At 34.6% G+C, this 20574-nt stretch carries 22 protein-coding genes; all 22 read right to left on the reverse strand.

Annotated elements, in window-relative coordinates:
* Window positions 1–67: 67 nt before the first annotated feature.
* Window positions 68–805: a carbon-nitrogen hydrolase family protein gene (locus tag LPB88_RS16640; RefSeq protein WP_230716766.1), complete on the reverse strand. Its 738-nt coding sequence runs from the start codon at window positions 803–805 to the stop codon at window positions 68–70.
* A gap of 12 nt (window positions 806–817) precedes the next feature.
* Window positions 818–1135 (reverse strand): gamma-glutamylcyclotransferase family protein, encoded by a 318-nt coding sequence (locus LPB88_RS16645; protein WP_230716767.1) that lies wholly within the window; start codon window positions 1133–1135, stop codon window positions 818–820.
* Between the two features lie 152 nt (window positions 1136–1287).
* Complete coding sequence (gene trpB, locus LPB88_RS16650) at window positions 1288–2469, reverse strand: tryptophan synthase subunit beta (RefSeq protein WP_230716768.1); 1182 nt, start codon at window positions 2467–2469, stop codon at window positions 1288–1290.
* Window positions 2459–3121, reverse strand: a complete 663-nt coding sequence (locus LPB88_RS16655; protein ID WP_230716769.1) for a phosphoribosylanthranilate isomerase — start codon at window positions 3119–3121, stop codon at window positions 2459–2461. The genes trpB and LPB88_RS16655 overlap by 11 nt, the downstream gene beginning before the upstream one ends.
* Before the next feature lie 121 nt (window positions 3122–3242).
* Complete coding sequence (trpC, locus tag LPB88_RS16660) at window positions 3243–4028, reverse strand: indole-3-glycerol phosphate synthase TrpC (RefSeq protein WP_230716770.1); 786 nt, start codon at window positions 4026–4028, stop codon at window positions 3243–3245.
* 74 nt (window positions 4029–4102) lie between these two features.
* Window positions 4103–5095 carry an anthranilate phosphoribosyltransferase gene (trpD, locus tag LPB88_RS16665; protein ID WP_230716771.1) on the reverse strand — a complete coding sequence of 331 codons (993 nt, stop codon included), beginning with the start codon at window positions 5093–5095 and terminating at the stop codon, window positions 4103–4105.
* A 72-nt stretch (window positions 5096–5167) separates the two neighbouring features.
* Window positions 5168–5575: a GNAT family N-acetyltransferase gene (locus tag LPB88_RS16670; protein WP_230716772.1), complete on the reverse strand. Its 408-nt coding sequence runs from the start codon at window positions 5573–5575 to the stop codon at window positions 5168–5170.
* A 100-nt stretch (window positions 5576–5675) separates the two neighbouring features.
* Window positions 5676–6242 carry an aminodeoxychorismate/anthranilate synthase component II gene (locus LPB88_RS16675; protein WP_230716773.1) on the reverse strand — a complete coding sequence of 189 codons (567 nt, stop codon included), beginning with the start codon at window positions 6240–6242 and terminating at the stop codon, window positions 5676–5678.
* Between the two features lie 84 nt (window positions 6243–6326).
* Window positions 6327–6773, reverse strand: coding sequence for a hypothetical protein (locus LPB88_RS16680; protein WP_230716774.1), 447 nt, complete (start codon window positions 6771–6773; stop codon window positions 6327–6329).
* 96 nt (window positions 6774–6869) lie between these two features.
* Window positions 6870–8270 (reverse strand): anthranilate synthase component I family protein, encoded by a 1401-nt coding sequence (locus LPB88_RS16685; protein WP_230716775.1) that lies wholly within the window; start codon window positions 8268–8270, stop codon window positions 6870–6872.
* Window positions 8271–8591: 321 nt separating this feature from the next.
* Entirely contained in the window at window positions 8592–9869 is a 1278-nt protein-coding gene (locus LPB88_RS16690; protein WP_230716776.1) for a hypothetical protein, read from the reverse strand.
* A 208-nt stretch (window positions 9870–10077) separates the two neighbouring features.
* On the reverse strand, window positions 10078–10644 hold the full coding sequence (locus LPB88_RS16695; protein ID WP_230716777.1) for a YceI family protein: 567 nt from the start codon (window positions 10642–10644) through the stop codon (window positions 10078–10080).
* A 30-nt stretch (window positions 10645–10674) separates the two neighbouring features.
* Entirely contained in the window at window positions 10675–11307 is a 633-nt protein-coding gene (locus tag LPB88_RS16700; protein ID WP_230716778.1) for an NAD(P)H-dependent oxidoreductase, read from the reverse strand.
* A 10-nt stretch (window positions 11308–11317) separates the two neighbouring features.
* Window positions 11318–11776, reverse strand: coding sequence for a MarR family winged helix-turn-helix transcriptional regulator (locus LPB88_RS16705; protein WP_230716779.1), 459 nt, complete (start codon window positions 11774–11776; stop codon window positions 11318–11320).
* Window positions 11777–12254: 478 nt separating this feature from the next.
* On the reverse strand, window positions 12255–12986 hold the full coding sequence (locus LPB88_RS16710) for an MIP/aquaporin family protein (RefSeq protein ID WP_230716780.1): 732 nt from the start codon (window positions 12984–12986) through the stop codon (window positions 12255–12257).
* A 17-nt stretch (window positions 12987–13003) separates the two neighbouring features.
* On the reverse strand, window positions 13004–14500 hold the full coding sequence (gene glpK, locus LPB88_RS16715) for a glycerol kinase GlpK (RefSeq protein WP_230716781.1): 1497 nt from the start codon (window positions 14498–14500) through the stop codon (window positions 13004–13006).
* 29 nt (window positions 14501–14529) lie between these two features.
* Complete coding sequence (locus LPB88_RS16720) at window positions 14530–16107, reverse strand: glycerol-3-phosphate dehydrogenase/oxidase (protein ID WP_230716782.1); 1578 nt, start codon at window positions 16105–16107, stop codon at window positions 14530–14532.
* Window positions 16108–16311: 204 nt separating this feature from the next.
* Window positions 16312–17085, reverse strand: a complete 774-nt coding sequence (locus LPB88_RS16725; RefSeq protein ID WP_230716783.1) for an alpha/beta hydrolase — start codon at window positions 17083–17085, stop codon at window positions 16312–16314.
* An 80-nt stretch (window positions 17086–17165) separates the two neighbouring features.
* A complete protein-coding gene (locus LPB88_RS16730) occupies window positions 17166–17645 on the reverse strand; it encodes a DUF6691 family protein (protein ID WP_089350680.1) in 480 nt (159 codons plus the stop codon).
* Window positions 17646–17655: 10 nt separating this feature from the next.
* Window positions 17656–18225 carry a YeeE/YedE family protein gene (locus LPB88_RS16735; RefSeq protein WP_110835576.1) on the reverse strand — a complete coding sequence of 190 codons (570 nt, stop codon included), beginning with the start codon at window positions 18223–18225 and terminating at the stop codon, window positions 17656–17658.
* Window positions 18226–18235: 10 nt separating this feature from the next.
* On the reverse strand, window positions 18236–18862 hold the full coding sequence (locus LPB88_RS16740) for a DKNYY domain-containing protein (RefSeq protein ID WP_230716784.1): 627 nt from the start codon (window positions 18860–18862) through the stop codon (window positions 18236–18238).
* 167 nt (window positions 18863–19029) lie between these two features.
* A complete protein-coding gene (locus tag LPB88_RS16745; RefSeq protein WP_230716785.1) occupies window positions 19030–20448 on the reverse strand; it encodes a rhodanese-like domain-containing protein in 1419 nt (472 codons plus the stop codon).
* Window positions 20449–20574 lie beyond the last annotated feature (126 nt).

Raw genomic sequence — 20574 nt, forward strand, 5'->3', positions numbered from 1 at the left:
GTAGGTGTTTTTGTTTTTATGATTTATTTATACCTACAAGGTTTTGAAAACCTTGTAGGAATATATGCTAATTGATAATAATTGAACTTGTCCAATTATCATTTCTGTTTTCTACTAAAAGTAGTCCCGAATCTGAGTCATTCATTTGAGCAACAAGTTCACCTTTATTATTCCAAAAAGCACTTTGCCCTGCCGAAGGTGATCCCCAGGATTCACCACTAAAATTTGACATCAAAATATTCATTTGATGTTTTTGAGCATAACTTTGTAAGTCTCTATACGCGCTCGGAATTCCGTTTGGTGTAAAAAATATACTTGCGATATAAATATCAGTTGCTCTTTTGCTGGCATTTTCCGGATGCAGCGGATTATCAATATCAGCACAAATGGCAAACGAAATCTGTTGGTCTTCAATTGTAATCATTGGATTATGATTGAATGAAGATTGAAAAAACTCGTCTTCGCCTTCATGCAAAAATTGCTTTGTATAAATGACAACCGAATTATCAGGAGAAATTATAAATTCCCCAATAAACAATTGAGATTCTATTTGAATTGGAGCACCGGCAACAATAATGATACTATTTTCGGAAGCTAATTTTTTTAAATGATCTAACCTTGAATCGTCTTTTTTGAAAGCTAGTTTTTGGGCATATTCACGTTCATAACCTGTAATAGACATTTCAGGAAAAGCGATTAATTGTGCTCCGTTTTGTACTGCCAAATCGATAAGGCGATAATGTTCTAATAAGTTAGCTTCAATATCTTCACGAGTTGGTTTTGTTTGTGCTGCTGCTAGAATCATTTTGCTTACTTATTAACTTTCTATATAAACCCAGGCAACTGTTCCGGATTTCAACTTGACCTGAACTCTTCTATAGGCATTAGATTCGAATATATCTACTTTAGCCAAATCCGAAGCCGAAATATTAAAAGCAACACCATGTATAGGATCTGAAGAATCTGAGCTGGGTACAGCTACAACATAATCTGCCATTCCAAATTCTTCTTCTATTTGTAGACTTTTTAGTTTGTAACCCAAAAGCTGATCTGGAGTTCCGGTTAGAACTTTGTTAAAAATCTGCATCTGAATTTGTTTCGATCTTAATGTTCCGTAAGAGAATAACTTTTCCATAATTACTATTTTCTCGTTAGTTGTTTTTTGCGTTAGGGATAAGAGCGGTATCTCCCGATTTAGAAAAACAAGGCTTTTTAGCCGTAGTTTTTGTTATCGGGAATATAGCGGACAGCCCGTCCGCCGCGGCGGATAACGCCCAAATTATATTTTTACAATTTAAAATAATCAATATAATTGTCTAAATCTTTGTCACCACGTCCTGAAAGACTAATGACTACAATATCTGTTGGTTTAAATTTCTTTTGATCTAAAACGGCAAAAGCATGTGCGCTTTCGATCGCCGGAATAATTCCTTCTAATTTAGTCAATTGCAAACCAGCGTTCATAGCGTCATCATCAGTTACAGAGAAAAATTCGCCACGACCTGTTTGTGCTAAATGTGCGTGCATTGGGCCAACTCCGGGATAATCCAAACCTGCCGAAATCGAATACGGTTCCGTAATTTGTCCGTCTGGAGTTTGCATTAAAAGGGTTTTGCAACCGTGAATAACGCCCACTTTTCCTAATTTACTGGTTGCTGCACTATGACCGCTATCTACACCTTTTCCGGCTGCTTCAACGGCGATAATTCCAACTTCAGGTTCATGCAAAAAGTGGTAATAAGTTCCAGCAGCATTACTTCCGCCACCAATACAAGCGACAACGTAATCAGGATTTTCGCGTCCTTCTTTTTCTTTTAACTGCCATTTTATTTCTTCGGAAATTACGCTTTGAAAACGCGTAACCATATCAGGATAAGGATGTGGGCCAATCGCCGATCCAATAATGTAATGTGTATCTACAGGATTATTAATCCAATCGCGAATCGCTTCGTTTGTTGCGTCTTTTAAAGTTCGTGAACCCGAAAGTGCCGGACGAACCTCAGCGCCTAACATTTTCATACGAGCTACGTTCGGTGCCTGACGTGCAATGTCAATTTCGCCCATATAAACGATACATTCCAATCCCATAAGTGCGCAAACTGTTGCAGTTGCTACACCGTGTTGTCCAGCTCCGGTTTCGGCAATAATACGTTTTTTGCCTAAACGTTTCGCTACTAATATTTGACCGATTGTATTGTTAACTTTATGTGCACCTGTATGGTTTAAGTCTTCTCTTTTTAAGTAGACTTTGGTATTGTATTTTTCAGATAAGCGTTTTGCAAAATAAAGCGGACTTGGACGTCCAACGTAATCTTTTAGCAATTGATCGAACTCAGCTTTAAAATCTGGTTCGCTTGTTATTTTTAAATAGTTTTGGCGTAATTCTTCTACATTTGGATACAACATTTCTGGAATGTAAGCTCCTCCAAATTCTCCGTAATATCCCTTTTCGTTGACATTATAATTCATTGTGTAGTTGTTTAGGGTTTAAAGTTGCAGGTTTTAAATTTTTCTGAAACTTTCTTAATAAACTTTTATTTTTTAATCCCGGTTCTGTCTCAAATTTACTGTTTACATCAATTGCGTAAATCGGAATTTTAAGATTTTTTATTGCGGGTATTTCTTCGATTCCAATGCCACCACTTAAAAACAGCGGTTTCTCAGATTTGTAATTTTCTAATATTTTCCAGTCAAAAGTGGTTCCGTTTCCTCCTGGTAATTTTCCTTTTGTATCGAATAGAAAGTAATCGCATACGTTTTCAAAAGGTTTTAAAACTTCGAAATCAAAATTTTCATCGACAGAGAATACTTTGATGATTTCGATTGAAACACCAATTTTGGCGTCAATTTTAGCTTTTAATTCCTGACAAAATTCAACAGATTCTTTTCCGTGTAATTGAACCGCCTGTAAATGATATTTCTCTGCTTTTGACATGATATTATCAACAGTTTCATTTACAAAAACGCCTGTTTTTTTAATGGTGTGAATTAGTTCTGGAATCGTTCCGTCAAAATAGCGAGCGGATTTTTCCCAGAAAATAAATCCCATATAATCGGGTAGGAGCGCGCCTACTTCGAGTATATTGTCGGGATATTTCATACCGCAGATTTTAAGTTTCATTTTTTTTGATGTTTTTGCCACAAAGGCACTAAGACACTAAGTTTTTTCTTTTTTGCCACGAATTTCACGAATTGTCACTAATTTAATTCGTGCTAATTAGTGAAACTCGTGGCGAACTTTTTTACATATTCAATTGTTGAATAAATTCTGTTGCTGCCTGACCGGCGTTATCGGTTTTCATGAAGTTTTCTCCAATTAAAAACCCATTGTAACCGTAAGGTCTTAGTTCTGAAATGGCTTCGATTGACGAGATTCCGCTTTCAGAAACTTTTACAAAATCATTTGGGATTTGAGAAGCTAATTGCTTGCTGAAATCCAGACTTACTTCAAAAGTTTTTAGGTTTCTGTTGTTCACGCCAATCATGTCTAAACTTGGCATAATTGATTTTTCCAGTTCTTCCTGATTGTGAACTTCTAATAGAACTTCCAGACCTAATTTCTTAGCAAATTCTGATAACGATTTAATTTCTTCGCGTGTTAAAACTGCTGCAATCAGTAGAATTAAATCGGCCCCAAAAGCTTTTGCTTCTAGAATTTGATATTCATCAACAATAAATTCTTTTCGCAAAAGCGGAATATTTACACTTGCTCTTGCCAAAAGTAAATCATCAAGAGAACCTCCGAAATATTTTCCATCGGTTAAAACTGAAATTCCGCAAGCACCTGCATTTTCATATCCTCTTACCACTTCTTCAACCGTAAAACTTTGATTGATTACTGATTTTGAAGGAGAACGGCGTTTGTGTTCTGCAATAATTCCTGTTGAACTTGTCTTTAATTTTTGACTTAAAGAAATCGTTTCTCTTCCAAAAAATACCGAACTTTCCAATTGCGAAATCGGAATGATTGATTTTTTAAGAACGACTTCTCGTTGTTTGTCAAATATTATTTTATCTAAAATATTCATGGCTATTGTTTTGCCACAAAGTCACAAAGACGCAAACTTAATTCGTGCTAATTCGTGAAATTTGTGTTTGTTTTTTATTTACTTAATTCTTGTAATTTCTTAAGAGTTTTCAATCCTTTTCCGGAGAACAAACTTTCCTTGGCTTGTTTAAATCCTTCTTGTGGAGAGCATTTTGTTACTGTTGAAATCGCCATCGCTGCATTTGCACAAACAACATTATTTTGTGCCTCACTTCCTTTTCCGGAAATGATATTGACAAACATATCTGCCGATTCTTCAATTGTTCTTCCTCCTTCAATTTCTCTTTGTGATAAAAGGCGAACCTTGAAATCTTCGGGTTTTATCATGCCTTCCATTTCGCTTGTAATGATTTTTGTTGGACCAGTTAATGAAATTTCATCATAACCGTCAAGCGAATGTAGAATTGTAAAATTCACATCGGTATTTTGGTATAAATAAGCATACATTCTGGCTAATTCCAGATTGAAAACTCCAACCAATTGGTTTTTAGGAAATGATGGATTTACCATTGGTCCCAACATATTAAAGAAGGTTTTTACCGCCAGTTCTTTTCTTATTGGACCAACGTTTTTCATTGCCGGGTGAAATAGGGGAGCGTGCAAAACACAGATTCCGGCCTGATCGATACATTTCTCTAAAAATGAAGGATCGTTGCTGAATTTTATTCCCATTTTTTCCATTACGTTACTTGATCCTGAAATAGAAGAAACTCCATAATTTCCGTGTTTAGCTACTTTTATTCCTGCGCCGGCAGCAACAAAAGAGGCAAGAGTCGAAATGTTGAAAGTATCTTTTCCGTCACCACCAGTTCCGCATAAATCTATGGTGTTGTAGGTAGATAAGTCTACACGAACACATAATTCTAACAAAGCTTCACGAAATCCCGAAAGCTCATCAATCGTAATGCTTCGCATCATAAACACGGTCAAAAATGCCGAAATCTGACTTGGATTATAACTTCCACTTGAGATATTAATCAAGACATCTTTGGCTTCTTGTTTTGAAAGCACTTCGTGATTGATTAATTTATTTAGTATATTTTTCATTTTTTTTTAAGGTTCTAAGTTGCTAAGCGACTAAGGTTCTAAGTTTTTTACTGTGATTGAGACTGAAAACTGTCAATGTTCATTTCCTTGATAAATCCACATTGGTTCTGTTTTTCCTGCGCGTTCAAATCCGTTTTTCTTGTAAAAATCAACAGATTTTCCGTCAGCGGTTAACATTTGCATGTGAAAGTGACTGTATTTCTCCTGCATTTTGTCCATAATCAATTTTCCAATTCCTTTTCCTTGATAGTCTGGCAACACTAATAAATGTGGATAATAAACCGTTAAAAATCCATCAGAAATCGCATTCCCAAGTCCAATTAACTTTTTTCCTTCCCAAGCCGTAATTAACGTTTCGGAATTTAAAAGTCCATTGTATAGTTCGTTTGGTTTAGAAGCTGAACTCCATTCATTTGCTTTGTATAAAATCAAAACGTCTTCTATATTGATTTGTTTAGTATCTGAAATTGTTATTTCCATTTTTTTAAGGTTCTAAGTTGCTAAGAGATTGAGATTCTAAGTTTTTTGTTTCAGGTTTCAAGTTCCAACAACTTGAAACCTGAAACTTGAAATAAAAATTTTAACTCTTTATCCAGTTCTCTAAAATCAGTTTTCCTTTTGGAGTCAAAACACTTTCTGGGTGAAATTGAACGCCTCTTACATCAAAAGTTTTGTGTCTTAGCGACATAATTTGCCCATTTTCGTCGATTGAAGTTGCTTCAAGAACATCAGGTAAATTGGCATCAACAACCCAAGAGTGGTAACGTCCAACTTCGAATTCATTTCCTAAACCTTCAAACAGAATTTCATCGGAAACTACGGTTTTTACATTTGTCGCAACTCCGTGATACACTTTGTCAAGATTCGAAAGTGTTCCGCCAAAAACTTCTCCAATCGCTTGTTGTCCTAAACAAACACCAAGAATACTTTTCGTTGGAGCATATTTCTGAATAACCGCTTTTAATAAACCCGCTTCATCCGGAATTCCCGGACCTGGAGAAAGTAAGATTTTATCGAAAGAAGCGATTTCATCAATATCAAATTCGTCGTTTCTATAAACCGTAACTTCACAGTTTAAATCTTCAAGATAATGCACTAAATTATAAGTGAAACTATCGTAATTGTCTATAACTAATATCTTTTTCATGTCTTTTTTGTTTTGTTTCAAGTTTTCTTTGTTTCAAGTTTCAAGTTAGATTGGAACGTGAAACTTTAAACCTGGAACTATTTTTTATTCTCGAACGTATTTTTCAGTAATGATTCGGTCGATTCCTAATTTTTCTACTTTCTCGATTCCTTTTTGAGTTAAAGTGTCATTTTTAATTTTGACTACAAACTCAAATTTTCCATTTTCCCATTGACGGTTATTAAAGAATTCTAAATTCTCTGTGTAAATACTATCCTTTAAAGTATATTTTCCACCTCCGCCAAAGAATACCGCTGCTGTACTGTCTTTTCCGTTATGCAAATCATGATTGAAAAAAGCAAAATGTGTATCATTTATAATCTTTATCATTTTTGTTTTCGGATTGTAAGTCGAGAACGTTGAATCTTTTTCTGTCGTTTCTGCTGATATCAGACGCCAGGTTCCAGCTATAGGAAGTACGTTTGATTCTTTCTTAGTTTCACAAGAAGTAAAAAGCATAATAGCGATCAAAAAAGGAATAATGTTTTTCATGGTTTTTTAGTTTTTGTTTTATGGTTAAATGTTTTGTTTCAGGTTTCAAGTTTCAGGTTTCACGCTCCAACAACTTGAAACCTGAAACAAAAAAACTTATATTTTCTCTGCCATTTCCAGCGCTGTATTCAAAGCTCTTAATTTATTATAAACTTCCTGCATTTCGCTTTCTTCGTCTGAGCTTGCAACAATTCCGGCTCCGGCCTGACAATGCAGTTGATGATTTTTGCTCAGAAAAGTTCGGATCATAATTGCGTGATTAAAGTTTCCTTCAAAATCCATGAAACCAATTGCACCTCCATAGAAATTACGATTAGTTTTTTCGTAATCTTCAATCAATTGCATCGCTCTGTGTTTTGGTGCTCCGCTTAAAGTTCCTGCCGGAAAAGTATCTGCAACGACTTGCATGGTTGTAGCTTTTTCGTGTAAATGTCCAGTTACTTTAGAAACCAAGTGAATTACGTGCGAGAAAAACTGAACTTCTCTGTATTTTTCAACGTTTACGTCGTGTCCGTTTCTGCTTAAATCATTTCTGGCTAAGTCAACTAACATTACGTGTTCGCTATTTTCTTTTTTATCTTCTGATAGTTGTTTTGCTAAAACTGCATCCTGTTCGTCATTTCCAGTTCTTTTAAAAGTTCCGGCGATTGGGTGAATTTCGGCTTTTCTATTTTTTACGATAATTTGTGCTTCGGGCGAAGACCCAAATATTTTGAAATCTCCATAATCAAAAAAGAATAGGTAAGGAGATGGATTAATGCTTCTTAAAGCGCGATAAACATTGAATTCGTCACCTTTGAAACCTTGTGTAAAACGACGAGAAAGTACTAATTGAAAAACGTCTCCACGGAAACAGTGTTTTTTGGCTAAAGCCACATTATGTTTAAATTCTTCATCGGTTAAGTTGGAGAAACCTTCGCCTTCTTTGGTGAATTTGTATGATGCAATATTTCTGGATTGTAATAATTGTTCAATTTCTGAGATATTGTTTCTTCCATCTACGCTATGGCAAAAAATGTAAGCTTCGTTTTTGAAGTGATTGATTGCAATAATGTTTTGGTAAACCGCATAAAATACATCCGGAATTAAAGTTGCACTGTCTTTTTTAGCAATAGAAACTTTCTCAAAATAACGAACGGCATCGTAAGAAATGTATCCGAACAAACCATTATTAATGAATTTAAAATCATTTTTTTCTGATTTAAACTGACTTGAAAATTCCTGAATTACTTCTGGAATATTTGTCGAAGCATCAATAGCAATTTGCTCTGTTGTTCCATCAGGAAAAGTTTTCGAGATGATTTCGTTTTCGATTTTAATCGTTGCAATCGGGTTGCAGCAGATATACGAGAAACTATTGTCATTTCCGTGATAATCACTACTTTCCAGTAATAAACTATTTGGAAATTTGTCTCTTATTTTAAAATAAATACTTACTGGCGTGATCGTATCTGCCAGAATTTGTTTGTAGTGTGTGTTGAGTATAAAAGGTTTCAAAGTATGTTATGTTTTAATTTTTAATATATTTTTTCGTTTGAATTTGGACCAAAAAAAAAGGCTTGTCGTGATGACAAGCCTTTTATATTTATAGTTTTACAATACCATAGGAAGCTTTGTTCACGACGTTTGACGTAAATTCTTCCACCACCAAGTATTGTTCATTAATGTTTTCATAAATGCAAAAGTTGTTTTTATTTCTTCTTTTGATGTGACAAAGATATAAATGTAAATTGAATTAGAATACATAAAATTTCAAAAAAAACTTTTCTAAATCCTAAAATTTGTTAAATTTCAATTGAAGAAGTGTTTTTTAATTGTTTAATTTCCAATTGCAAGCGTGTTGTTTTGGTTCAGTCTAAAGTCTGGATTTCCTTTAATATTAGGCATTGCAAACAAATCACTGTTTTTAATCGAAGTATAATCTATTAGTAATGCCGGGTCACCATAATATTTTTGAATTGCAGGATTTCCACCGCTTGATTCGCTGGTAATTCCTCCGTTACAATTGTTAACGATTAGATTTTTGAATGTAATTTTAGATAAATTTGCCTGTCCGTCTCCAATATTTGATTCCAATATAACAAAAGGAGTGAAGCCTGAAACAATACTATTAGTTAGATTAAAGAGGGTATTTTCTCTAATATGAACGGATTCTCTAACAAGTCCCTGATTGTTCTCTTCCATATTTACCATAGTAATGTTGTTAGCATTTATCTTGGTTAATTTTTTGGTCATATCTGTATTTTCAATTTTATCGTATGAATCAACTTCAAAACATCTAGAACCCGAAACATCTGACGAAAATGGATGACGAATTGCAATACTATTACTGATATTGCATTGAACTCCTTGTGTAAAATCGAAATCATCATCTGTGGTTCTGTAAGAAACTAAGTTGTTCATGACTAATTCTCCGCCATAACTTTCGAATGAATCATCGTTGGAATAACTAATTTGAATGTTGCTCAAAACTGTTTTTCTTCCAACTCCGGCTAATGAAAGTCCGTTAAGCTCTTTTAATGAACTTAGTTTTCGACCTGCATATTCAATTCTAACATATTTTAAAATTCCCGAATTATCTTCAACATCCTGACCTCCATAGTGATTTAACATTGGTTCCAGATCAAAAGGAAGAATATGAATTCCGCCAATTGTATTGATTGGAGCTTTTCCTAAAATAATGATTCCGCCCCAGTCGCCAGGTTTTCTTTGTGTAATTTCTTTATTTGAAGTAAAAACGATAGGATCTGTTTCCAGACCTTCGGCTACAATTTTGGCACCATTTGTAATTACCAGAGTTCCGCAGGTTTTATCGTCTCCACGAATTACTGTTCCCGGTTCTATTGTCAAAACGGCATTATTAGTAACATATACCACACCTACTAATTGGTAAGTGTTTCTTTTTGTTAATCTCATGTCTTTGTCAATTGTTCCAGCGATGATATTTGTAGCTTCGCTGTATTCAGTATTTGCAGGTTTAAAATTGGTCCAATTGTTCATCCAGTTTGAGCTGCCAATAATTCCCTTAGGTTGTTGTGCTTGTAGACAAAAAGTGCTCAGTAAAGTAACAATAGCAATACGTATTTTTGTTTTCATAACGATGATTTTGATTCTGGTTTCGGATTTTTTTTAATCAGACCAAAAGTAGAAGCCGAATGTTAATCAAAGACTTATATGATATTACGAAAGTGTTACCTGAATATTAAGAATGTTATTTTTTTGAAAATAATGCAAAAAGAAACCCCAATAGTTTTGAACCATTGGGGCTTTTCTTATAATATTAAGAATTATACTGTTTAAAATATTAGAATTTTAAAGCTACAGTTAATTCGAAATCATCATTGATAGTTTTGTCTCCTAAGTTTTCGAAGAAGTTACCAGAGTTGTATTTAATACCATATTTAGTTCTGTCAACTTTGAAAGCAGTTGTAGCAGTGTTTCCAGCTACAGTAATATCAAAAGTTACTGGTTTAGTGATTCCTTTGATAGTTAAATCAGCAGTTACAGTATAAACGTCAGTTGCTTTAGCTCCGATAGTTTTGAAAACTAATTTTGCAGTTGGAAATTTTTCAGTTCCAAAGAAATCATCAGCTTTTAAGTGACCATTCAATTTTCCTTGGTATTCTCCAGTTAAGTCTGTAGAAGTTAATGAAGTCATATCAACAGTGAAAGTACCACCAGTTAATTTTTTTCCTTTGAAAACTACAGCTCCTTCTTTGAAGTTTACAGTTCCAGAGTGTTCTCCAGTTACTTTTTTACCTACCCATTTGATAGTAGATGCTTTTACGTCGATTTTTTTAGTTTGAGCATTTACTGAAATACTAGCCGCTGCTACGAATAATGCTATTGCAATTGTTTTTAAATTTTTCATTTTGTTGTAATTGATTTGGATTAATAATAATTATATAGTGATAAATAAATTCTCGTGTGATTTTCTAACTTTTTTGTAGTGTTGAGTATCGTCTTCATTGTGTCTGTAACCAACAGTTGCGATAACTGATGCGTTTAAACCTAATTTGTCAAAACCTAAGATTTCGTTGAATGCAGCTGCATTAAAACCTTCCATAGGAGTTGCATCGATTTTTAATTCAGAAGCAGCACTTAATAAAGTTCCTAAAGCGATATAAGTTTGTTTTGCTGTCCAGATATTTTTTGCCTCCGGAGATAAGTTAGCGATTGTACCTTTCATCATGTCGCTGAATCCGGCAAGAGCATCAACAGGAACACCTCTTGTTTCGCTAATATCTTGGATGTAAGCATCTACAGATTCTGCTCCAGTGTTTAAGTCATTTGCAAAAATGAACAATTGAGAAGCATCTGTAATTTGAGTTTGTCCGTAAGCAGCAGCTTTCAATTGCTCTCTTATTTCCGGGTTTTCAACAATAACAACTTTATAAGGTTGTAATCCGTATGAAGAAGCACTTAATCTAACCGCTTCTTTTAATGTATTTAAATCTGCTGCAGATATTTTTTTGGTTGCATCAAATTTTTTAGTTGCGTATCTCCAGTTTAAATTATCTAATAATGTACTCATAATTTTAAATTTATTTATTGGTTCTGTATTTTTCTAATAACTGATTTAATAATTCTAATTCTTCTTTACTTATATTCTCAGCAAACAAACGCTCGTGTTCATCTACCTTCGGGTCTAATTCTTTCAAAACATCTAATCCTCTTTGAGTGATTAGAACTTCAATTTTTCGTCGATTGCCAGGGCAAACATTTCTGGTAACAAAATCCTTCAATAATAATTTGTCTACTAGTCGGGTTGTATTACTTGTTTTTGCCAGCATTCGTTCCTGTATCACACACATATTAGCAGGATTTCCTTTTTGTCCTCTTAATATACGTAGCACATTGTATTGTTCTCCGGATAAATCATACGGTTTTATCAACTCGTTGAAATGATCCTGAATCACATTTTGCGTGTACATGATATTCAGAATAACTTTTTTCGCATTATCCATCTTAACTGTACTTTTTATAACCTCTTCAATTGTCATAGTTGTAAGTGTATAATTTGTATGTACAAATGTATAACTTTTAATAGTTGTATATACAAATGTGTTGTTAATTTTTTGTTAATTGAATTAAAGCGAAATCACAAGTTTATAAACCCTATCTAATTAGTATAAAAATAGAATAAATTTTCAATTTAAAATATTACTTATTTAATATTTAACGATTGTTTAAAGTGAATATTCTTTTTTGAATAAGAAATACACATTAGAACTGGAATTTGGAATTTTAAAAATTTAAAGCTTAATATTAATAGTAGGGCGTGCCACCATCCCGATAAGAGGGCAAAATTACTGTGCGCATATACGCCCTCTTACCGGGATGCTGTCGGGCTATCCATACTGCTTCGGCAGTTTATTTCTATCCCTCACGCAACACGACATGAGAAACCCGACAGGTTTTAAAAACCTGTCGGGTTTGGTGTTATATAGCATGTAAAAGAAACTAACCTCAAAAGAGGAATTAATTAAGTGCCAAGTACAATATAGCCGCTAAACAAGATCCAATTATTGGACCAACAATCGGAATCCAGGCATATTCCCAATTGCTGCTTCCTTTTATAGGTAAAATAGCATGCATGATTCTTGGACCTAAATCTCTTGCGGGATTTATGGCATAACCTGTAGTTCCGCCTAAAGACAAACCAATTACCCATACCAATATTGCTACCGGAAGTGCTCCAACGGTTCCTAAACCAATTGTGGCATCAGAATCAGTTGCAATTTTTAAACTTGGTCCGGCAATATAAAAGATCGTAAAAATTAAAACGAAAGTCGCAATTATCTCACTGATTAAGTTTGATATATTATTTTTGATCGCCGGTGATGTAGAGAAACAGGCAAGTTTTGTTCCTTCATCTTCCGTTGCTGCAAAATGATCTTTGTGAGACAACCAGACTAAAAAAGCACCCAACATTGCACCAATCATTTGAGCCAGAATATAGGCAGGAACTAAATTCCAATTAAATTTACCAATAAGCGCCAATCCAAGTGTAACAATAGGATTTAGATGTGCGCCACTAATTGGTCCGGCAACAGTTACGCCCACAAAAACAGCAAATGCCCAAGCGGTAGTAATAACAATCCAACCCGAATTGTTTCCTTTAGTGTCTTTAAGGACAACGTTTGCAACAACGCCATTGCCTAATAAAATCATTAACATTGTGCCTAAAACTTCGGCTATAAAAGGAGTCATATCTTTGTTTTTTAGTTTTATTCTTCAATCCAATGAGATGCTCGGCCAACAGCTCTATCCCAATTTTTTACTAGTAAATTCACTTCAGCTTTATCCATTTCTGGAGAAAACACTTTATCTATTGACCATTGTTCTTGCAAATCGTCTAAGCTTGACCAATAACCTACGGCAAGTCCGGCTAAATAAGCGGCACCTAAAGCTGTTGTTTCCAATATTTTTGGTCTGGTAACGGTAGATCCAAAAATGTCTGCTTGAAATTGCATTAATAAGTTATTAGCAGCGGCGCCACCATCAACTCTTAACTCGATTCCTTTGTTTCCAAAATCGGCCTCCATGGCTTTTAGTAAATCGTTTACCTGATAAGCGATTCCTTCTAAAGTTGCTCTGGCAATATGTGCATTTGTTGTACCTCTGGTTATTCCTACTATTGCGCCTCTTGCATATTGATCCCAATGTGGAGCTCCTAATCCGGTTAAAGCAGGAACGAAATAAACACCTCCGTTATCGGGTACGCTTCTGGCTAAACTTTCGATTTCATCTGAACTGCGAATCATTTTTGCTCCGTCTCGCAACCATTGTACCGCGGCACCTCCAACAAAAACACTGCCTTCTAAAGCATAAGTAGTTTTTCCGTTAATTTTCCATGCAACAGTAGTTAGTAAGTTGTTGGTTGAAAAAACTGGTTTTTCGCCCGTATTCATTAACATAAAACAGCCCGTTCCATAGGTATTTTTTACCATTCCTGAATTTGTGCATAACTGACCAAAAAGCGCTGCTTGCTGATCTCCGGCAACTCCGCTAATAGGGATTTTTGTCGAAAATAGGGTAGTACTGGTTTCGCCATAAATTTCACTGCTCTGTTTTACTTCAGGCAACATGGCTCTCGGAATATCAAATAATGCTAATAATTCGTCGTCCCAGTCTAAAGTATTGATGTTGAATAATAAAGTTCGGCTGGCATTAGAAACATCCGTCATAAATAGTTTACTTCGGGTTAATTTCCAAATTAGCCAGGTATCTACAGTTCCAAAGCAAAGTTTTCCTTGTTCTGCTTTTTCGCGTGCTCCGGCAACATTGTCTAAGATCCATTTTACTTTCGTTCCGGAGAAATAAGCATCAAGGATAAGTCCTGTTTTTTTCTGAATCATTTCAGTATGTCCCTGCGCTTTTAGTTCGTCACAATATTTTGCAGTTCTGCGATCTTGCCAAACAATTGCGTTGTAAACAGGTTCGCTGGTTTCGCGATCCCAAACAATTGTAGTTTCGCGTTGATTAGTGATACCAATTGCGGCTATTTCTCTACCCGAAATTCCAACTTTTGCAATTGCCTCAGCCGCTACACTTACCTGAGACGACCAGATCTCGTTTGGATCATGTTCTACCCATCCCGGTTTTGGAAAAATTTGCTCGAAAGGCTTTTGAGAAATACTAACTGTTTCTCCTTTATGATTGAAAACAATGGCTCTGGAAGAAGTCGTTCCTTGATCCAGTGCGAGAATTAATTTATCCTGCATGGTTTGTATATTCTTAAGTTAGTAAAGTTTTATTGAAATTCTTTTAAAAGAAAACCTCTCGATATGCCTTTAAAATTTGCAATTTCTTTGTGTATCCAGGCTTCATCATGTCCAAGTTCTTTTGCCAGTAATCGCGCTACTTTTTCTGAGGATTCAATTGCAGCTCGGGCATCTAAAAATAATAAACGTACACGTCTTGCCAAAATATCATCAACAGTTCTTGCCATTTCATATCGAATCGCCCAAACAACTTCGGCCATTGTAAATTCATGATCCGGATGAAGTTTCTCTTTTAATTCGGGATTATTTTTTTGTAATTCAAGTATTTTAGGAATATCAGAGCCATAGATATACAAATGATTCATTCTGTCTAAATTCGTAGTAGGTTTATTTCCATGAATAGCAAGATGTTCTGTATTACAGTTTTTTTGGGGTAATTTGCCTATTTTGATTGCTTTATCTATAATATCCTCAGAAATTTTTCTGTAAGTCGTCCATTTTCCTCCTGTAATGGTTATCAATCCGGTTTCTGAAACAATGATTTTATGACTTCTCGAAACTTCTTTGGTACTTTTTCCTTCCTCTTCCGGAGCTGCTAAAGGACGTAATCCTGCAAAAACAGATAAAACATCGGCTCTTGTTGGTTTTTTAGCCAGAAAACGTTGAGCTGTTTCCAATACAAATTGAATCTCACTTTCGAGAGCAATAGGCTCCAAACTGTGTTTTCTAATTAAAGTATCAGTTGTTCCTACCACAATTCGATTGTGCCACGGAACCGCAAATAAAACTCGTCCGTCACTTGTTTTAGGAATCATCAAAGCATGTTCACCAGGTAAAAAAGATTTGTCAAATACAAGATGAATTCCCTGACTCGGCACAATATATTTTTTATATACAGTATCGTTTAGTTTCATAATAGCATTGGTGAAAACTCCGGTTGCATTAATAATGGCTGTACCTTTTATTTCGTACTTATCACCAGTTTCATGATCTATTGCTTCAACGCCAATGATTTGGTTTTTATCGTCTTTTAATAAGTTAACAACTTTAAAATAATTTAAAAGACAAGCACCTTTTTCGATCGCAGTTTGAGCAATATTTATAGCTAAACGAGAATCGTCGAATTGTCCGTCATGATAAATAACCCCGCTTACTAAATCTTTTTGTTCAACGGCAGGAAGCATTTCGATTGTTCTTTTCTTCGAAATATATTTTGAACTGCCCAAACTTAATCGTCCTGCCAGGAAATCGTAGATCTTCAATCCGATGGTGTAAAATGAACCACCCCACCAATTGTAATTTGGGATTACAAAAGATTGATTTTTGACTAAGTGACTAGCATTTTTGGACAATAATCCTCTTTCTTTTAAAGCTTCTTTAACCAAATGAATATTACCTTGCTCTAGATAACGAACGCCACCGTGAACTAATTTGGTACTTCTGCTCGAAGTTCCTTTTGCAAAATCTACTGCTTCAAGTAAGAGTGTTTTGTAACCTCTGCTTGCAGCATCAAGAGCAGTTCCCAGACCGCTTGCTCCACCACCAATTATAATTACATCCCACTGTTCTGTATTCTTTAATTTCGACAATTGCTCTGAGCGTTTCATATGGCGGCGATTTGTTTATTTTTTGTAAGATAAGATCTTGTATTGTAAACTTAATGAAACTTAATGAAAGTAAAATGAAGAAATGCCCTTAATAAGAAAATTTGTATTGAAAGAAGCTGTGAAGCCAAGTTATAGAAAAAACAAACCCTACAAGTTTTTAAAACTTGTAGGGTTTTCAATTAACAAACTAAAGAAGTCAATTTATTATTTACTTAAATAGTCTTCAATATATGTATTTAGTATTCTTCGTTCTTCACTAGTTGCATCATTGTCCATGTCCCTATGGTTAATAGCGGTAAATTGAACTGTCATTCCGTATTTTTTCTGTTCTTGCTCTGTTGGTAATACACCTTCATCTGCTTGGTAATTACCGGAACGTAACGTATATACTTTAGGATGATTCGTTCTGGGAAGCGGCATTCTTCGATTATCCATTGTAATGATCTTATAAACCAGTTTAGGATATTTAGTTGCAAATAAAGCAGTCATGTCTCCACCATTTGAGTGTCCGATAAGTGTCAAATGTTTAAAGTCTAATTCAGGATTTGTTTTTTTAAATTCGTTTATGGCATAAAGAATGTTTTCAGTGCCTCTTTCCCAATTTGGTTTTCGTGTAATCTTCAAATCTCCATCCATTGGCAGAAGATCATCAGTAGGTAATTCATGTTGAATGCTGATTACAAAATACCCTTTTGAGGCTAAGTTTTCTGTTAAATAGGAATATATCCTATTGTCTCCGCCTTTATTTTCCCCATATCCGTGGCTAAAAATTACTACCTGTTGTTTATTTATTTTTTCAGCAATAACTGGATGATAAATAGCAACCGGAATTTTTCGATTTCTTGATTTGTCAAACAATTCTAAACTATCTAATTTAAAAGCCTGAATAGTATTTGAGGCTTGAATGTTTGATTTCTTATTATTTGAACAACTTATTAAGAATAAGGATAATAAAATTTGAAAATATATTTTGTTCATTTTTTGATGTATTTTTCATAGAAAACCCGACAGGCTTTTAAAACCTGTCGGGTTTGATATATAGTAAATCAAGATTCTTTTTAATGAGGTAATTTATCTTTAATAAGACCATAAAACCAAGTTCCCGCAATAGCACTAACAAGAGTTACCACAATTACTGTAACTCCGGTTCCAATTTGAGCGAAAAGAGGTCCAGGACAAGCTCCGGTTATTGCCCAACCAAAACCGAATAACAAACCTCCGTAAATTTGACCTTTGCTAAATGTTTTAGGTTGAATTTCGATTTTTTCGCCTTGAATGGTTTTGATGTTGAATCTTTTAATGATCTGAACTGAGATTATTCCAACGACAACCGCGCTTCCAATTACGCCATACATAAAGAAAGATTGCAATTGAAACATTTCCTGAATACGAAACCAGCTAATGATTTCGGCTTTAACGAATACGATTCCAAAAAAGATTCCAACGATTAGATATTTCAGGTTTGAGAATCCTGAATCTTTCAATTGGCTTCCGTTGATTCCTTCTGTATCTGTATTTTTATTTTCTAAATTATTCATTTTTGAAATTTTAAAGTGAAAGAATATATGGAAGAATCAAATTCGCCATAATAAAACCACCAATCATAAAACAGATTGTAGCTACCAATGAAGGCCATTGCAAGTTTGAAATTCCCATAATCGCGTGTCCACTTGTACATCCGCCAGCATAACGAGTTCCAAAACCAACCATAAATCCTCCAACGACAATCATGATAAAACCACGAAGTGTGAATAAACTTTCCCAAGAGAAAAGTTCTTTTGGTAATAAACCTGAATGATCTGTGATTCCGTACCCAGCTAATTGCTCTGAAAGCTGTGGCGTAATTTCAACCGCATTTGGATTTGATAAAAAGTAAGCTGCGATCATTCCGCCAAGGAAAATTCCGAAAACGAAAAATAAATTCCAGCTTTCTTTTTTCCAATCGTATTTAAAAAAGGAAATATTCGCAGGAATACATGCGGCACAAATATGTCGCAATGACGAACTAATCCCGAAAGATTTATTTCCGATAATCAACAAAATAGGAACGGTTAATCCAATTAACGGACCTGCAACGTACCAAGGCCAAGGTTCTTTTATGATTTCTAGTAAGCTCATTTTTTTATTTTCAGTTATGGTTTTTTATTTCTCCAAACTCATATTCATTAATATCGTCTTTTCCTGAATAGCTATTAATTACTTTAAATGTTTTTGGATCAGCTCCTTTTAATATTTTGTTTTTATTTATAATATATTTTTTAGTTTTCCCCCAATCTTCGTCGATTATAGTAAAATCATTTATATCCGTTAGTGATAAAGTATCATTACCATGTATTAATATATTGTCGGATTTAGACCATGGATATTTTAAAAGTTTGAATTTTTTTGCATTTATCCCTTTAATTGCACAGTCGTTCAAGTTGTTATAAAATCCAAAGAAATAAATAGAATCTTTATCCTTAAAAACATAATTTCCGACATATTTAAATGTATTTGGATCAATATCTCGTATGGGTTGCCCATCAATATATAAATGATTTTTGTCTTTTCCGAATTCAAAACTGCAATCATCACATTCGCTCTCTATTTTCTTAAAGGAATTAGCATCAGTATTTTCAAGTAGTGTTTTATTTTGTCCGGTACCTTCATTCCAATATTCATAATAAACCTTATTGTTTTCTACTATATAGCCTTTTCGACAACTTGTAAAAACAAAAAGGGTAGCAATGAAAAGCAATAAAGATTTATGTGTCATTTATTTATTTTAAAAATTAGATTTTTATTTTTTTACTATTAAGAGATTAATGAAAAGTAAGAATTAATTACTTAACAAACTTAATGTCTTAATGGTAAAATTTATGCTCAATACTTTTAAGATTCAGTTACTTAATAAACTTAATATCTTAATGGTAAAATAAATGTTTAGGCTTTTAAAACCTTGCTTTGGCAAACGAAATCTGATTTTGGAATATTCGTTTTTGCAATTGCTCCAAAACCACCTTCAATTTCGGTAAAGTTTCTAAAACCACGAGCTTGCAAGATCGAAGCTGCAATCATACTGCGATATCCGCCTGCGCAATGTAAATAAAAATGCTCATTTGGGTTAATATCTTTTACCCAGTCATTAATAAATGCCAAAGGTTTGTTGTAGGCTTCATCAATATGTTCAGCGCTGTATTCGGTTTCTTTACGAATGTCGATTACTTTATTTTCTTGAGGTTTAAATTCAGATGCAAATTGATCTGCCGAAATTCGGTTCACCGTATCAATTTCGTAACCTGCCTTTTGCCAAGCTTCAAAACCACCTTCAAGATGTCCGATAATTGAATCAAAACCTACACGGCTTAAACGAGTTACGGTTTCTTCTTCAAGACCAGTTTCTGTTACCAGAATTATAGGTTGTTTTACATCGGCAACCAAAGTTCCAACCCACGGAGCAAAATCTCCATTGATTCCTATATTAATAGATTGTGGAATAAATCCTTTGTAGAAATCGCCACTTTTTCTGGTGTCCAGAATCAAAGCTCCGGTTTCTTCGGCAACAGCCTCAAATTCTTCCGCTTTAATTGCTTTCATTCCGTTATGCAAAACCGATTCGAAACTTTCGTAACCGCCTTTATTCATGGCCACATTCATACTAAAATAAGCTGGCGGAGGCAATAAGCCATCCGTAACTTCAGTAATAAATTCAGCTTCAGTCATATTGGCGCGCAAAGCATAATTAGTAGCTTTTTGATTCCCGATAGTTGAAACCGTTTCTTTGCTCATGTTTTTTCCGCACGCGCTTCCTGCACCATGCGCAGGATAAACGGTTACATCATCAGCAAGAGTCATGATTTTATCTCTTAAAGAATGAAATAAAATCCCCGCTAATTGATCTTGTGTCATTCCTGCAGCTTTTTGAGCCAAATCAGGACGACCGACATCGCCAATAAATAAAGTGTCTCCAGAGAAAATCGCGTGATCTTTTCCGTTCTCATCAATCAATAAATACGTTGTGCTTTCCATGGTATGTCCTGGAGTATGCAACGCTTTTATAGTAATATTTCCGATTTTAAATTCTTGTCCGTCTTTAGCAGAAATACAATCGAATTCGCAAGCTGCATTTGGTCCGTAAACAATTGGTGCCTGAGTTTCTTTGCTCAAATCAATATGACCGGAAACAAAATCAGCGTGAAAATGCGTTTCAAAAATATATTTCAATTTTACCTGATCGCGTTCTAAACGATCTAAATAAGGCTGAATTTCTCTAAGCGGATCAATAATGGCCGCTTCGCCATTTGATGTAATATAATAAGCACCTTGCGCTAGACATCCGGTGTAAATTTGTTCTATTTTCATGATATGAAATCTAAAATAATGTTGCACAAAGGTAACTCGGTTTTTTGGGAAATTAAGTGACTATTGTTACAGAAATTTGCTTTTTGGGTAAAAAACAAAAATTTCACAATATAAGTGATATAAGTA

This window comes from Flavobacterium sp. JAS (genome assembly GCF_020991455.1).
Lineage (GTDB): Bacteria > Bacteroidota > Bacteroidia > Flavobacteriales > Flavobacteriaceae > Flavobacterium.